The 15,035-nt window shown below is 31.6% G+C and carries 14 protein-coding genes; 10 read left to right on the top strand and 4 right to left on the bottom strand.

Features of this window, described 5'->3' with window-relative positions; all coding sequences use genetic code 11:
- Window positions 1–117 precede the first annotated feature (117 nt).
- The 10 genes from Q0891_RS06925 (at window position 118) to fabG (ending at window position 11,650) form a co-directional block, all read left to right on the top strand.
- Window positions 118–1,347 (top strand): HD domain-containing protein, encoded by a 1,230-nt coding sequence (locus tag Q0891_RS06925; protein ID WP_299100113.1) that lies wholly within the window; start codon window positions 118–120, stop codon window positions 1,345–1,347.
- Window positions 1,348–1,398: 51 nt separating this feature from the next.
- Window positions 1,399–2,427, top strand: a complete 1,029-nt coding sequence (lpxD, locus tag Q0891_RS06920) for a UDP-3-O-(3-hydroxymyristoyl)glucosamine N-acyltransferase (RefSeq protein ID WP_299100111.1) — start codon at window positions 1,399–1,401, stop codon at window positions 2,425–2,427.
- Window positions 2,414–3,820, top strand: a complete 1,407-nt coding sequence (locus tag Q0891_RS06915; RefSeq protein ID WP_299100109.1) for a bifunctional UDP-3-O-[3-hydroxymyristoyl] N-acetylglucosamine deacetylase/3-hydroxyacyl-ACP dehydratase — start codon at window positions 2,414–2,416, stop codon at window positions 3,818–3,820. Before lpxD ends, Q0891_RS06915 begins: the two co-directional genes overlap by 14 nt.
- Window positions 3,821–3,902: 82 nt before the next feature.
- Window positions 3,903–4,688, top strand: coding sequence for an acyl-ACP--UDP-N-acetylglucosamine O-acyltransferase (gene lpxA, locus Q0891_RS06910; protein WP_367179558.1), 786 nt, complete (start codon window positions 3,903–3,905; stop codon window positions 4,686–4,688).
- 47 nt (window positions 4,689–4,735) lie between these two features.
- The gene (gene efp, locus Q0891_RS06905) at window positions 4,736–5,302 is read left to right on the top strand and encodes an elongation factor P (RefSeq protein ID WP_299100107.1); all 567 of its coding nucleotides are present in this window, start codon (window positions 4,736–4,738) and stop codon (window positions 5,300–5,302) included.
- A 46-nt stretch (window positions 5,303–5,348) separates the two neighbouring features.
- Window positions 5,349–6,284 carry a UDP-3-O-(3-hydroxymyristoyl)glucosamine N-acyltransferase gene (locus Q0891_RS06900; protein WP_299100105.1) on the top strand — a complete coding sequence of 312 codons (936 nt, stop codon included), beginning with the start codon at window positions 5,349–5,351 and terminating at the stop codon, window positions 6,282–6,284.
- Window positions 6,284–6,694 (top strand): nuclear transport factor 2 family protein, encoded by a 411-nt coding sequence (locus Q0891_RS06895; RefSeq protein ID WP_299100103.1) that lies wholly within the window; start codon window positions 6,284–6,286, stop codon window positions 6,692–6,694. The genes Q0891_RS06900 and Q0891_RS06895 overlap by 1 nt, the downstream gene beginning before the upstream one ends.
- 73 nt (window positions 6,695–6,767) lie before the next feature.
- Window positions 6,768–7,640 (top strand): succinate--CoA ligase subunit alpha, encoded by an 873-nt coding sequence (gene sucD / locus Q0891_RS06890; RefSeq protein WP_299100101.1) that lies wholly within the window; start codon window positions 6,768–6,770, stop codon window positions 7,638–7,640.
- Between the two features lie 118 nt (window positions 7,641–7,758).
- Window positions 7,759–10,731, top strand: coding sequence for a pitrilysin family protein (locus tag Q0891_RS06885; protein ID WP_299100099.1), 2,973 nt, complete (start codon window positions 7,759–7,761; stop codon window positions 10,729–10,731).
- Between the two features lie 172 nt (window positions 10,732–10,903).
- A complete protein-coding gene (gene fabG, locus Q0891_RS06880; RefSeq protein ID WP_299100096.1) occupies window positions 10,904–11,650 on the top strand; it encodes a 3-oxoacyl-[acyl-carrier-protein] reductase in 747 nt (248 codons plus the stop codon).
- Between the two features lie 86 nt (window positions 11,651–11,736).
- Here the strand turns inward: fabG and Q0891_RS06875 are convergent, their stop codons facing one another.
- The 4 genes from Q0891_RS06875 to Q0891_RS06860 all read right to left on the bottom strand — a co-directional run bounded on the left by Q0891_RS06875 (window position 11,737) and on the right by Q0891_RS06860 (window position 14,999).
- Entirely contained in the window at window positions 11,737–12,468 is a 732-nt protein-coding gene (locus tag Q0891_RS06875; RefSeq protein ID WP_299100094.1) for a LytTR family DNA-binding domain-containing protein, read from the bottom strand.
- Window positions 12,449–13,495 (bottom strand): sensor histidine kinase, encoded by a 1,047-nt coding sequence (locus Q0891_RS06870; RefSeq protein WP_299100092.1) that lies wholly within the window; start codon window positions 13,493–13,495, stop codon window positions 12,449–12,451. Before Q0891_RS06870 ends, Q0891_RS06875 begins: the two co-directional genes overlap by 20 nt.
- Before the next feature lie 21 nt (window positions 13,496–13,516).
- Window positions 13,517–13,870 (bottom strand): DUF4907 domain-containing protein, encoded by a 354-nt coding sequence (locus tag Q0891_RS06865; RefSeq protein ID WP_299100090.1) that lies wholly within the window; start codon window positions 13,868–13,870, stop codon window positions 13,517–13,519.
- Window positions 13,871–13,991: 121 nt separating this feature from the next.
- Entirely contained in the window at window positions 13,992–14,999 is a 1,008-nt protein-coding gene (locus Q0891_RS06860; protein ID WP_299100088.1) for a kelch repeat-containing protein, read from the bottom strand.
- Window positions 15,000–15,035: the final 36 nt, after the last annotated feature.

Raw genomic sequence — 15,035 nt, 5'->3', positions numbered from 1 at the left:
ACTCGTTTCAGGATCTAACAATGTAATTATCAATTTTTAAATATGTGATTCTGATATATATTCAGAACGACAAAGCAAAAATCTAGCAACAAACGACTAGCAATAAAAACTATAATTTTGCCTACAAAAAATAAGCTTAAAATCTTTAACGACCCAATTTACGGATTTATTACTATTCCTAATTCGTTAATCTTTGATATTATTCAGCATAAATATTTTCAACGATTAAGAAGAATCAGTCAAATGGGTTTATCATATTTGGTATATCCAGGTGCTCATCATACACGTTTTCACCATGCTTTGGGCTGCATGCATTTAATGCAAAAAGCTATCAATGTGCTTCGTTTTAAAGGAGTTATAATTTCTGGTGAAGAAGAAAATGGTTTGCTAGTAGCAATTCTCTTACATGATATTGGTCATGGACCATTTTCTCATGCCATGGAACATAGTATTGTAAATGATGTCTCTCACGAGGAAATTTCGTTGCGATTTATGGAAAAACTTAATACAGAGTTTAACGGAAGTTTAACGTTAGCCATTTCTATTTTTAAAGGAGAATATCCACGTCAATTTATGTGCGAGCTTATTTCTAGTCAATTGGATATGGATAGAGCAGATTATTTAAAACGTGATAGCTTTTACACTGGTGTTGCAGAAGGGAATATAAATAGTGAACGATTAATAACGATGCTTAATGTAGTTAATGATCAATTAGTCGTTGAGGAAAAAGGTATTTTAAGTGTAGAAAAGTTCTTAATTGCGAGACGTTTTATGTATTGGCAAGTTTATATGCACAAAACTGGTGTTGTTGCAGAGCAATTGTTAATGAGTGTTTTAAAACGTGCTAAAGAATTGGTGCAGCAAGGCGAAAAACTAAACTGTAGTGATGCGCTGTTTTATTTTCTGTTTTCGGAGATAAATGCAGATAGTTTTACAAATGAAACATTACAAGTTTTTTCAAAACTAGACGATTATGATATCGTTGCGGCTTTAAAAGAATGGCAAAACCACAAAGATTTTGTGTTGAGTAATCTTTGTCAAATGATATTAGAGAGAAATTTACTGAAGGTAAAGTTGAAAAATAAAGCCATTAAATCTTCGGAATTAGCAAGCCATACAGAAGCTTTAATGCAAAAACATAATATTACTGAGCAAGAAGCTAATTACTTCGTTTTTCACGGAGAGCTTACAAATCAAGCTTATCAGAATAAGTTTCAAAAAATTAACATCCTATTTAAATCAGGAAAGATAAAGGATATCGTTAAAGCATCAGACCAATTAAACTTAAAAGCACTAAGTAAACCGATAACTAAATATTATATGTGCTATCCTAAAAAGAAAATGTAATCCTTTTTTTCTATTTTTGTGAAAATCAATCAAGACTATAAAAATAAATAATTGAAATTTACAGCAGAACAAATCGCAGGTATTTTAGAAGGTACTGTTGTTGGTAATCCTAATATAGAGGTTTCTAAACTATCTAAGATAGAAGAAGGAACTGAGGGGTCACTTACCTTTTTATCTAATTTAAAATACACACCTTATATATATACAACTGAAGCCTCTATTACAATTGTAAATACAGATTTTAAACCTGATAAACCAATTTCTACTACTTTAATAAAAGTGGAAGACGCTTATGAAGGTTTTTCAAAATTATTAGAGTACTATAATCAAATTAAACTTAATAAAACAGGTATAGAACAGCCTAGTTTTATTTCTGATTCAGTGAGTCGAGGTAATAATATTTATGTTGGTGCTTTTGCGTATATTGGTAATAATGTACAATTAGGAGATAATGTGAAGATTTTCCCAAATGCTTATATTGGTGACAATGTGGTATTAGGAGAAAACTCAATTGTTTTTTCAGGAGGAAAAGTTTATTCAGATTGTATTATTGGAAGTAACTGCGTTATTAATTCTGGTGCTATTATAGGAGCAGATGGTTTTGGTTTTGCGCCTACAAAGGATGGTGGTTATGCCAAAATTCCTCAAATAGGTAACGTTATTTTAGAAGATTATGTAGATGTAGGAGCTGGTACCACTATAGATAGAGCAACAATGGGTTCTACAATTATAAGAGCTGGTGTAAAACTAGATAATCAAATTCAGATTGCGCATAACGTTGAAGTTGGAAAAAATACCGTAATTGCAGCGCAAACAGGTGTTGCTGGTTCTTCAAAAATCGGAGAGAATTGCCAAATTGGAGGTCAAGTAGGTATTGCTGGCCATTTAGTAATTGGTAATAATGTAAAAGTACAGGCTCAATCTGGTATTGGTAGAAATGTAAAGGATAACGAAATATTACAAGGATCGCCTTCATTTGGCTATTCTGATTGGAATAAATCTTACGTGTATTTTAAAAATTTACCTAAGCTTGCAAAAACTATTAATGAATTAGAAAAAAAAGTAGATGGCAATAATTAAAACAGATATAAAACAAAAAACCATTGAAAAAGAAGTAACACTACAAGGTGTAGGTCTTCATACTGGTGCTGATGTTAAATTAGTATTTAAACCTGGAGCAGAAAACTCGGGTTTTGTATTTGTGCGTGTGGATTTAGAAGGAAGTCCAAAAATGCAGGCAGATGCTAATTATGTAACAAGTACACAACGCGGAACTTGTTTAGAAAGAAATGGTGTTACAATTCAAACTTGCGAGCATGTTTTAGCGGCATTAGTTGGGTTAGATATTGATAATGCTATAATTGAATTAGATGCTTCAGAGCCACCAATTATGGATGGATCTTCAAAGTTTTTTGTTGAAGCTATTGAAGAAGCAGGTATTGCAGAACAAGATGCTTTTAGAGAAGTTTATGAAGTAACACAAGTAGTCTCTTATACAGATGAAGAAACAGGTAGTGAGATTATTTTAATGCCATCTAGTGCATATCAAATTACTACAATGGTAGATTTTGGGACCAAAGTTTTAGGAACTCAAAATGCAACGTTGAACAAAGTTTCAGATTTTAAAACTGAAATTGCAGATGCTAGAACCTTTAGTTTTCTGCATGAAATTGAAATGCTCTTAGAACATGGATTAATAAAAGGTGGTGATTTAAACAATGCTATTGTTTATGTAGATAAAGAATTATCTCCAGAAACCATGGAAAAATTAAGAGTAGCATTTAATAAAGACAATATAGCTGTTAAACCAAACGGAATTTTAGATAATCTAACACTTCATCATCCTAACGAAGCTGCTCGTCATAAACTATTAGATGTTTTAGGCGATTTAGCTTTAATTGGCACTCGTATAAGGGGTAAAGTTATAGCAAATAAACCCGGACATTTTGTAAATACCCAATTTGCTAAAAAGATGTCTAAGCTCATTAAAAACGAAAGACGTAATAATGTACCACAAGTAGATTTGAATTCTCAACCCTTGATGGATGTGAATCAAATAATGGATATGTTACCTCATAGACAACCGTTTTTATTGTTAGATAAAGTATATGAGTTATCTGACAACCATGTCATTGGTATGAAAAATGTAACTATGAACGAAGAGTTCTTTAGAGGTCATTTTCCAGGAGCACCAGTAATGCCAGGTGTTTTAATCGTAGAAGCGATGGCACAAACAGGTGGGATTTTAGTACTAAGCACGGTTCCTGATCCTGAAAATTATCTAACATTTTTCATGAAAATGGATAACGTAAAGTTTAAACAAAAAGTAGTGCCTGGTGATACTTTAATATTTAAGTGTTCGTTAATAACGCCAATTAGAAGAGGAATTTGCCATATGCAAGGTTATGCATACGCAAATGGTAAATTATGTGCAGAAGCAGAGCTAATGGCACAAATATCAAAAGTTAAATAAAACATTACTTTATTAATTAGTATTAAAATAATTTTAAAGGCTATTGCATTTTAATTGCCTTATTAAAATAAAAAGAAAACAAATGAACCAACCGTTAGCATACGTGCATCCTGGTGCAAAAATCGCAAAGAATGTCGTTATAGAACCTTTTACTACAATACATAACAATGTTAAGATTGGTGAAGGTACTTGGATTGGAAGTAATGTAACCATTATGGAAGGTGCTCGTATAGGAAAAAATTGTAATATTTTTCCGGGAGCAGTAATCTCTGCAGTTCCTCAAGATTTAAAATATAATGACGAGGATACCACAGTAGAAATTGGTAATAATGTTACTATTAGAGAATGTGTTACTATAAATAGAGGAACAACAGACCGAATGAAAACTGTTATTGGTGATAATTGTTTAATTATGGCGTATTGTCACATTGCTCATGATTGTATAGTTGGTAATAATTGTATTTTTTCTAATAATAGCACACTTGCAGGACATATTACTGTTGGTGATTATGTTATTTTGGCTGGTATGACAGCTGTACATCAATTTTGTTCAATAGGTAATCATGCTTTTGTAACAGGTGGATCATTAGTACGTAAAGATGTTCCTCCTTATGTTAAGGCAGCTCGTGAACCTTTATCTTATGTTGGAATAAATTCTGTAGGATTAAGACGAAGAGGTTATAGTACAGAAAAAATTAGAGAAATTCAGAATATATACAGAATGCTCTATCAAAAAAATTATAATAATACACAAGCGTCAGATTTAATTGAAGCAGAAATGGAAGCAACTCCAGAGCGTGATGAAATACTACAATTTATTAAGAATTCTCATCGTGGAATTATGAAAGGGTATTTTAAATCCAATTAATACGCATCATCAATAAACTAATAATTAAAGATTAAATAAATAAAATAATGGCTACTACTTCAGATATAAGAAACGGACTTTGTCTTAAATACAATAATGACATTTATAAAATTATAGAATTTTTACATGTAAAACCTGGTAAAGGACCAGCATTTGTAAGAACTAAAATGAAGAGTGTAACTACAGGTAAGGTATTAGATAATACATTTTCTGCAGGTCATAAAATAGAAGATATTCGAGTAGAAACTCATAAGTTTCAATACCTCTATAATGATGGTGAATTTTACCATTTTATGAATGAAGCAGATTACACTCAAATTAGATTATTAGAATCGGCTTTAGACAGACCAGATTTAATGAAAGAAGGTGAAGTTGTTACCATTCAAATCAACACAGAAGACAATATGCCACTTTCGGTAGAATTACCGGCTTCTGTTGTATTAGAAATTACGGCTACAGAACCTGGCGTAAAAGGTAATACTGCCACTAATGCTACAAAACCAGCAACTGTAGAGTCTGGTGCAATTGTAAACGTTCCTTTGTTTATCAATGAAGGCGATAAAATTAAAGTAGAAACTGCAAAAGGTACTTATAAAGAACGTATTAAAGAATAGGTCTTATCTGTTCTTGTATCCATCTAATTTATAAAACATTTAGCCATTGAAGTTTCCTTTTCCACATACCTTGAAACAAATAGCAACTTTAATTAATTGCGAATTTAAAGGTTCAGAAGATTTTGAAATATTAGGCATTAATGAAATTCATGTGGTAGAACCAGGTGATATTGTTTTTGTAGATCATCCAAAATATTATGACAAAGCATTAGAATCTGCAGCCACAATTGTGCTTATTAACAAGGATGTTGAATGTCCGGAAGGTAAAGCGCTTTTAATTTCAGACGATCCTTTTAGAGATTTTAATAAAATTACAGCACATTTTAAGCCATTTAAAAAGGCAAATTCAACAATTGCGGAAGATGCTAAAATTGATGAAGGAACTATTATTCAACCTAACTGTTTTATAGGAAACAATGTTTCTATAGGAAAGAATTGCATAATACATGCTAATGTTAGTATTTATGATGATAGCGTTATAGGTGATAATGTTACCATACATGCAGGAAGCGTTTTAGGAGCAAGTGCGTTTTATTACAAAAACAGACCAGAAGGCTATGACCAATTACTGTCTGGAGGACGTGTCATTATTGAAGATCATGTAGATATTGGTGCACTTTGTACTATAGATAGAGGCGTTACAGGAGACACTACTATTGGTGAAGGATCAAAATTAGATAATCATATTCAAATTGGTCATGATACCGTTTTGGGAAAAAAATGTTTAATAGCTTCACATACAGCTATTGCAGGCTGTGTTGTTGTAGAAGACAATGTCACAATTTGGGGACAGGTTGGTGTTAAAAGCGGAATTACAATTGCAAAAGGAACGGTTTTATTTGCGCAATCTGGTTTAGGGCACTCTACAGATGAAGGCAAAACATATTTTGGTTCACCTGCAATTGATGCAAGAGCATTTTTTAAAGAACGTGCTTATATTAAAAAAATACCTGAAATTCTTCAAAAAATAAAAAATCTATAATGTCAGCAAAGGATATTGTTAAAGCATTCTATGAATCTGATATCGCTAATGATGTAGATATTGTTTCAAAATATTTTCATAAAGAATGTGAGTTACACTGGACGAGTAGTCAAGGGTTTGATTTACTAGGCAATAAAGAATTAGAACTTTTTTTTAAAGGCACGAGGCAATCTTTTGAAAGCGTTCGTTTTGAATTCACGCATTTTATTGAGGCCAATAACTTTGTAACAACACGTCATACATTGTTTGGATTTACAATTGAAGAACCTGAAATTGAATCTATTATTGCTCATTTTACAGCAATTTGGGAAGTGAAAGAAGGCAAATTATTTAGAGGTTACGAAATCAGTCATCAAGCTAATGAAAATGATATGACAAGTATGGCTTCATATAAAGAAATAAAATTATAAAAGAGGTCGCATTTGCGTTTTAAATCTCTTATTTTTGTTACAGTAATTATAAAACTAAAAATAGATATAACCAATGAGTGTTTTAGTAAACAAGAATTCTAACATAATTGTTCAAGGTTTTACAGGTAGTGAAGGTACTTTTCATGCTGAACAAATGATTGAATATGGTACAAACGTTGTAGGAGGTGTAACTCCAGGGAAAGGTGGTAAAACACATTTAGACAAACCTGTTTTTAATACAGTTGCAGAAGCTGTAGAAAAAGTAGCTGCTGATACCACAATTATCTTTGTACCACCAGCATTTGCTGCAGATGCAATTATGGAAGCTGCAGATGCAGGTATTAAAGTAATCATCACAATTACTGAAGGTATTCCTGTTGCAGATATGATTAAAGCTTCAAATTATATTAAAAATAAAGAATGTCGTTTAATTGGTCCTAACTGCCCAGGAGTAATTACACCAGGAGAAGCGAAAGTTGGTATTATGCCAGGTTTTGTATTTAAATCAGGAAATGTAGGTATTGTTTCTAAATCAGGAACTTTAACTTATGAAGCAGCTGACCAAGTAGTAAAACAAGGTTTAGGAATTACAACTGCTATTGGTATTGGTGGTGATCCAATCATTGGTACAACGACAAAAGAAGCTGTTGAGTTATTAATTAACGATCCAGAAACTGAAGCTGTTGTGATGATAGGTGAAATAGGAGGACAGTTAGAAGCTGATGCTGCAAATTGGTATAAAAAGAGTGGAAGTAAAAAACCAGTTATTGGTTTTATTGCTGGTGAAACTGCTCCTGCTGGTCGTACAATGGGACATGCTGGTGCTATTGTTGGTGGTAGTGATGATACTGCTCAAGCAAAAAAGGCCATCATGAGAGAATGTGGAATTCACGTTGTAGATTCTCCGGCTGAAATAGGTAAAAAAGTTGCTGAAGTTTTAGGCTAAACTTCTGTTAAAATATTTTTAAAAACTTCACGTTATTAATCCATTAGCTATATTTATAGCTGATGGATTTTTTTATGCCATCAATTCACAATTACTAATCAATTAATTAATCAAAAAAATGAAAATCACTAAGACACTAATGCTGTTGCTATTGGTTTCTATCATTTTTGGTTGTAAAACCGAAACTGATTCAAAGAAACAAGGTTACACAATTGAAAATCATGAAGACAGTAATGGTTTTAATTATGAAACAGTTAGCAACGACCCAACAGGTTTAAGACTCTACACCTTAGACAACGGACTAAAAGTTTATTTAGGTAAAAATGACGAAGAACCTAAAATTCAAACACTCGTTGCGGTTAGAGCTGGTTCTACCTATGATCCTGCAGATAACACAGGTTTGGCACACTACTTAGAACATATGGTATTTAAAGGTACGGATAAGTTTGGCACTACAAATTACGAGGAAGAATCTAAGTTAATTAAACAGATTTCTGATTTATACGAAGAACATAAAGCAGAAAAAGACCCTGAGAAGAAAACAGAAATTTACAAGAAAATAGATGAAATCTCACTAGAAGCATCAAAACTTTCTATCGCTAATGAATATGATAAAATGTCAACTTCATTAGGTGCCGAAGGTACAAATGCATTTACATCAAACGAGCAAACTGTTTATGTAAATAAAATCCCGTCTAATGAAATTGATAAATGGTTAAAAATTGAAAGCGAGCGTTTTAGTAAATTAGTTCTACGTTTATTTCACACAGAATTAGAAGCTGTTTATGAGGAATTTAACAGAGGACAAGATAGCGATGGACGTAAGCAATATTTTGCAACGCTTGAAGGTTTGTTTCCAACACATCCTTATGGTACGCAATCTACAATAGGTATTTCTGAGCATTTAAAAAACCCTTCAATGGAAGCTATTAACGCTTACTTTGATAAATATTATGTGCCAAACAACATGGCTGTAATAATGGTTGGTGACCTAGATTTTGATACAACTATTAAAAAAGTGAATGATGCTTTTGGAAGTTATGAGAGAAAAGAAGTTGAGCACCCAACGTTCCCTGAGTTAGAACCAATTGCTGCGCCAGTTAAAAAAGAAGTTTTAGGTCCAACAGCAGAATCTATTTATGTTGCTTTTAGGTCTAAAGGAAAAGGATCAGATCATGAAGTTATTCTAAACCTCGTGGATTACATGTTAGCTAATTCTCAAGCAGGATTAATAGATTTAAATCTTAATCAAAAGCAGATGGTACAAAGAGCGTCATCATTTACAAATTTTGATAATGATTATGGTTTCCATTTACTTTATGGTTCTCCAAAAGCAAATCAATCTTTAGATGAAGTTAGAGATTTACTTTTAGATCAAGTTGAAAAAATTAAAAAAGGAGAATTTGAAGATTGGTTATTAGATGCCGTTATTAATGATATGCGTTTATCTCAAATCAGAGAATATGAAAACGGATCTGCTACAGCTTACGCTTATCTAGATGCTTTTATTGGAGAGCAAAATTGGGAAAGTCGTCTAAAGATGTTAGATGAAATGAAGAAAATTACTAAGCAAGAAGTTGTTGATTTTGCAAATTCATTTTATGGAAATAATTATGTAGAAGTACATAAACTTAAAGGAGAAGATACATCAATTGTTAAGGTTGAAAATCCAGGCATTACACCAATTGAATTAAATAAAGGCGTGGAATCTGATTTTTTAGCATCAATAAATGCTATGACTTCTCCAGATTTAAAGCCGAAATTTGTAGATTATAAATCTGAAATTAAAGAGCTTACAACAGATAACGGACTTAAATTATCTTATGTAGAAAACCCAAACAACGATATCTTTAATTTAAATATCATTTTTGATATGGGACAAGATAACGATAGAATGGTTTCTCTTGCTGCTGGTTATTTAGATTATTTAGGAACAAACACTTATACTCCAGAACAGCTAAAACAAGAATTCTACAAAATAGGAGTGAGTTACAATGTATTTTCTTCTAATGACAAAACTTATGTTGGTATTTCTGGTTTAAAAGAAAACTTAGATGCAGGTTTAAAACTATTAGAACATTTGTGGAACAATGCAGAACCAAATCAAGAAACTTACGATAAATATGTTGAAAGTATCTTAAAAGGTAGAGAAGATGGGAAAACTCAAAAAGGGAATATTTTCTGGAATGGTTTAATGAGTTACGGACAATATGGCGAAAATTCTAGACTAAGAAATATTTATTCTCAAATGGAATTAAAAGCTATAAGCCCTACAGAACTCGTAAATAAAATAAAAGAAATGCGTGCCTACAAACAACGTATATTCTACTACGGAAATGCTGTAGACGAGGCTAAAACGGCTTTAAACATACATCATAAAATACCAGAAACTTTATTAGATTATCCAGAAAAAGTTGAATATGTAAACTTAGAAACTGGTGGTAATGTTTATTTCGTAGATTATGATATGGTTCAGAGTGAAATATTATTGGTAGCCAAAGGTGAAGAATTTGATCCTAAGAAAATGGCAGCTTCACAATTGTTTAATACGTATTTTGGAAGTGGATTATCTTCAATTGTCTTTCAAGAAATTAGAGAATCTAAATCATTGGCATATTCTGCGTTTTCTAGCTACCGAATGGCAAGTGAAGCAGGTCAACCAGATTATACTACAGCGTATGTTGGTACACAAGCAAATAAATTAGAACAAGCGGTTAGTGCTATGATGGAATTAATGACTGATATGCCAGAAGCCGAAGATCAATTTAATCAAGCAAAGGAAGGCACATTAAAGAAAATTGCAGCGCAACGTATAACAAAATCAAATATTTTTTGGACTTATGAAAGATTGCAAAAAAGAGGTATTGATAATGATAACAGAGAAGAGATCTATAATGCTATAAAAAACATGACCATGGATGACCTGAAAACTTTCTTTAATGAGAATATAAAAGGTGCAGAATATAATGTAATGGTTATAGGTAACAAGAAAGACATGGATTTTGATGCCTTGAGTAAATTAGGAACAATTAAAGAATTAGATATTGATTATTTATTTAATTATAATCAATCCGAAGAGCTGAAGCAATAAGCTTATAAGTAAGCTTAAACTAAACCTCATATTGATATAAAAATATGAGGTTTTTTTTATGTCGCACAACTAGTTATTGGTATATTTGAATTGAAGTGAAAAGTATGTTATATAATTAGAAGGCGTATTATTTTTCATTTTAGATTAAACACATATAAACTAAATATATAGTATGAAACTTTTAGAAGGAAAAACGGCTATAATTACTGGAGCTAGTAGAGGAATTGGTAAAGGCATAGCAGAAGTATTTGCTGATCATGGTGCCAATGTAGCATTTACATATAGTTCTTCAGTTGAAGCAGCTAATGCGTTAGAAAAGGAATTAAACTCTAAAGGCATCAAAGCTAAAGGCTATCAAAGTAATGCTGCAAATTATGACGATGCTCAGAAATTAGTAGCAGATGTTTTAGAGGAATTTGGAACTATTGATATCCTTATTAATAATGCAGGTATTACAAAAGATAATCTATTAATGAGAATGGGAGAGGAAGACTTTGACAAAGTGATTGAAGTTAACCTTAAATCTGTTTTTAACATGACTAAAGCGGTACAACGTACCATGTTGAAACAACGCAAAGGCTCTATTATTAATATGAGTTCTGTTGTTGGTGTAAAAGGTAATGCAGGCCAAACAAATTACGCGGCTTCTAAAGCTGGAATTATTGGTTTTTCTAAGTCTGTTGCATTAGAATTAGGTTCTAGAAATATTAGAAGCAACGTCATTGCGCCAGGTTTTATTGAGACTGAAATGACTGCAAAATTAGATGAAGAAACTGTTAAAGGTTGGAGAGCAGGTATTCCATTAAAAAGAGGTGGAACACCAGAAGATATTGCTAATGCATGTGTCTTTTTAGCTAGCGACTTAAGTGCCTATGTTACGGGACAGACTTTAAACGTAGATGGAGGAATGCTTACTTAATTTTTTACTCTATTAATATTATAAAAGAAAACAGCGCTATTATGCGCTGTTTTTTATTTCTTGAAATATTATTTTATTCAAAAAAACTAAATATTTAATCGGCTATAAACCATCGATTTGTAGCTTTCTCCAATAGGAATTCTTTCGTCTTTAATAACGATTCTATTCTTTTGAACTGATGTAATTTTATTCACATTTACAATAAAGGAACGATGCACTCTTATAAAAGTATTCTCTGGTAATTTATCTTGAATTTCTTTAAAACTCATTAGCGTTAATATAGGTTTTGAAGCTTCGGAATGAATTTTTAAATAATCTTTAAGTCCTTGAATAAGATTAATGGCTTTGATGTCTATTTTCAGGTTTTCGTATTCAGACTTAACAAAAATGAAATCATCCTCTAAAATAGAAGTTGTTTCGCCACCTGCAGAAGATACATTAAAGGACGAGCTCACGTCATTAAGTTTAATCATTTCTTTAACTCTATTTACGGCTTTTAAAAAACGAGGAAACGGAATAGGTTTAACCAAATAATCTACCGCGTTTAAATCAAAACCTTCTAAAGCATATTCCGGATAAGCTGTTGTAAAAATAAAATACGGGACTTTTCCTTCTATAGATTTTATGAGTTCTATACCAGAAATGTTAGGCATTTCTATATCAGAAAACACCAAGTCAATACTGTTATTATTAATAAAATCTAAGGCTTCAATGGCACTAGTAAATGTGCTAATAACCTCTACAGAACTTAAAGCTTGGCAATAAGATTCAATAACATCAATTGCTAAAGGTTCGTCATCAATTATTATACATTTCATTTTCCTTCAAATTAATTGTTAATTCCACTTTAAAATGAGTTTTACTCTCATTAATTGTTAATTGATGATTATTGTTATATAAGTGATTCAGTTGGTTTTTAATATTCTCTAAGCCAACACCAGAGTTTTTATCATCACGTTTATAAAGGCCGATAATATTTTCAACATATAAATGCAACTTATTGTTATCTACAATAATTTTTATATCAATTTGCGTGTTTCCTTTATAATCAGTTCCGTACTTAAAAGCATTTTCAATAAATGAAATTAATAACAATGGATAGACTTTTAGGTGTCTTGTTTCACCTTTTATGTTAAGTTTAACAGCTTCAGTGTTTTTAAGACGCAGACGCTGCAAAGCAATATAGTTTTTAATGTAATTTATTTCCTTTTCTAAAGAAACTTGCTCATCACCAGCTTCGTAAAGCATGTAACGCATTAATTCTGATAAAGTAATTACGGCTTCTGGTGCATTATCTGACTTACTTCTTACAAGTGCATAAATACTATTTAGAGAATTAAATAGAAAATGAGGATTAAGTTGATTTCTTAAAAACTGAAGTTTAATTTCTTTCTGCTCGTTTTCTAGTTCTTTAGATTCTCTATCTCTTTTATAAAAATCAACCACTAAACTAAAAATACCACCTAATAGAAAAATAGATAATGAAAATACCACAGGAATAGCATGTCTTATACCAAAAGGACCTGCTGGCATATTTGGTGGTTTAGGGAAGTCTCTAAACTCTCTGGTAATTGTATTAGTAATTAGTTCTTCTGAAACATAATTGTATAGAATTAAAAATGCAATTGAAACAAAAATGTAAAGCAGTAACTTTCTGTTGAGTAGTAGGTAAGGAACAAAAACTAAATAATTAGCATAAAATAAAATTGGACGTAAAGAAAGTCTCAGATACATTTCCGAAGGAATTTTACCCAAATCTATGTAAGCAGAAAATAATGGGAAAATACTAATACATATCCAAACCAGGATATGTACTATTAATTCTTTATGTGAGATGGTTTTCAACACTATTAAATAATTTAGATGCTAGTTAATATCTTCAAAATTAATGTTATTATCATTAAGATCTCTTTTACTGATATTGGGAAAAGCATTTTTTGACAATCTGTTAACCACCAATTTTCCTATTTTCTCAGCATCTGTCTTACTTTTAAAGGATTGTTTACCTTTAACTGACGGAATGTATTCTTGTCTTATAAATAAGTTTTCGTGATTATATATTTCGTAAATCCACGAGCTTTCTTTTTCTAAGACTTGTAAAGTATAAGGATTTGCTTCTAGGTTTTGGTTTTCATCTCCTGCATTTATAAAGTACATAAATAATAGCGTAAAGATTGAAATCACTATAAAGATAGAAAGGTATGTATAATTTTTTTTCATTGTATTACTATTAAAAAAGAGCCAGAAGTTCTGAAGGATATCCAACATTATCCTGACTCTAGGTTGGCTATTAACCAGTGTCTTAAAGTTAATAGCCTATCAATCAATCTAAACAATACTATTAATTATCATCGTCATCTTGTTCTTCGTTAGGAAAAAACTCCATGTTATCATCTAAATACAATGTGCCGTTTCTTCCTAGTGTAACAAAAGCGCGTTCTCCATTGCTAAAAGAAATGGCATCTCTTCTTGCATAAAGTTCAAAATCTGTTTTTTCTTCCCAAACTTCTGAAGATGGTGTATACTCATAAACGGTACTAATACTTCCGCCATATTCTCCACAAGCCACATATCCTTTACCATCTAATGTAAATGCTACAGCATTAGATCTATAAACATAATCATCATCATCTTCATCAATATCTTCGAGTTCTGTCCATACTTCTGTATCTAAATTAAATTTCCAAAAATCTGTTTCGTAAACACCATTACTAATCCCAGTTCCTAAATAAACATCATTACCTATAGTAAAAGTCATTCCGTCTCTTCTTTTATCGCCACCAAATCCATAAATTTCTTCCCAAGAATCACTTATTGGATTGTATTTCCAGAAATCTTTTTTATCACTTCCGTCGTAACCTGTACCAACATAGCCATATTGATCTGATCCAAAACCAACAGTTCCATATCTAGCAGAACCTCCAAAATCCGCAATTTGTGTCCAACTATTTGTTGAAGGGTTATATTTATAGAAATCAGCTAACTCTTCATTAGTATCTCCATTATAACCAGTTCCCATGTAACCTTCATTATTTATTACAAATGAAACAGCAGAGCTTCTTTCTTCTCCAGGGAAATCAGATAATTGTTGCCAAGAATTTGTATCCATATTATAACTCCAAAAATCATTATAATAATCATCGCCATCATAACCAGTTCCCATATAACCCATATTTCCTATTGTAAAAGCGGATGAACTGCTTCGAGCTTCTTCATTAAAACTAGATTTTTTTACCCAATTCCCTAAAGTATCATCGCTGTCATCATCTGTGCTACAGTTGTAAAAAAGTGTAAGTATTGCAGATAAAAAAAGTAATCTTAAACCTGCTCTGTGGTTGAATGTTTTCATTTTCATTTTTAATTTATGTTTAAACTTATTTGATTG

It is taken from the genome of uncultured Winogradskyella sp., from assembly GCF_947498005.1.
GTDB lineage: Bacteria > Bacteroidota > Bacteroidia > Flavobacteriales > Flavobacteriaceae > Winogradskyella.
The sequence above is the reverse complement of the archived record's forward strand: the minus strand, read 5'-3'. Positions and strand labels throughout refer to the sequence as shown.

What these genes read in the sequence shown, in the direction of transcription:
- lpxA (WP_367179558.1), top strand. Translation starts at nt 3,903, where the DNA reads ATGAACCAACCGTTAGCATACGTGCATCCTGGTGCAAAAATCGCAAAG.
- efp (WP_299100107.1), top strand. Translation starts at nt 4,736, where the DNA reads ATGGCTACTACTTCAGATATAAGAAACGGACTTTGTCTTAAATACAAT.
- Q0891_RS06865 (WP_299100090.1), bottom strand. Translation starts at nt 13,870, where the DNA reads ATGAAAAAAAATTATACATACCTTTCTATCTTTATAGTGATTTCAATC.
- Q0891_RS06860 (WP_299100088.1), bottom strand. Translation starts at nt 14,999, where the DNA reads ATGAAAACATTCAACCACAGAGCAGGTTTAAGATTACTTTTTTTATCT.
- Q0891_RS06885 (WP_299100099.1), top strand. Translation starts at nt 7,759, where the DNA reads ATGAAAATCACTAAGACACTAATGCTGTTGCTATTGGTTTCTATCATT.
- Q0891_RS06895 (WP_299100103.1), top strand. Translation starts at nt 6,284, where the DNA reads ATGTCAGCAAAGGATATTGTTAAAGCATTCTATGAATCTGATATCGCT.
- fabG (WP_299100096.1), top strand. Translation starts at nt 10,904, where the DNA reads ATGAAACTTTTAGAAGGAAAAACGGCTATAATTACTGGAGCTAGTAGA.
- Q0891_RS06915 (WP_299100109.1), top strand. Translation starts at nt 2,414, where the DNA reads ATGGCAATAATTAAAACAGATATAAAACAAAAAACCATTGAAAAAGAA.
- Q0891_RS06875 (WP_299100094.1), bottom strand. Translation starts at nt 12,468, where the DNA reads ATGAAATGTATAATAATTGATGACGAACCTTTAGCAATTGATGTTATT.
- sucD (WP_299100101.1), top strand. Translation starts at nt 6,768, where the DNA reads ATGAGTGTTTTAGTAAACAAGAATTCTAACATAATTGTTCAAGGTTTT.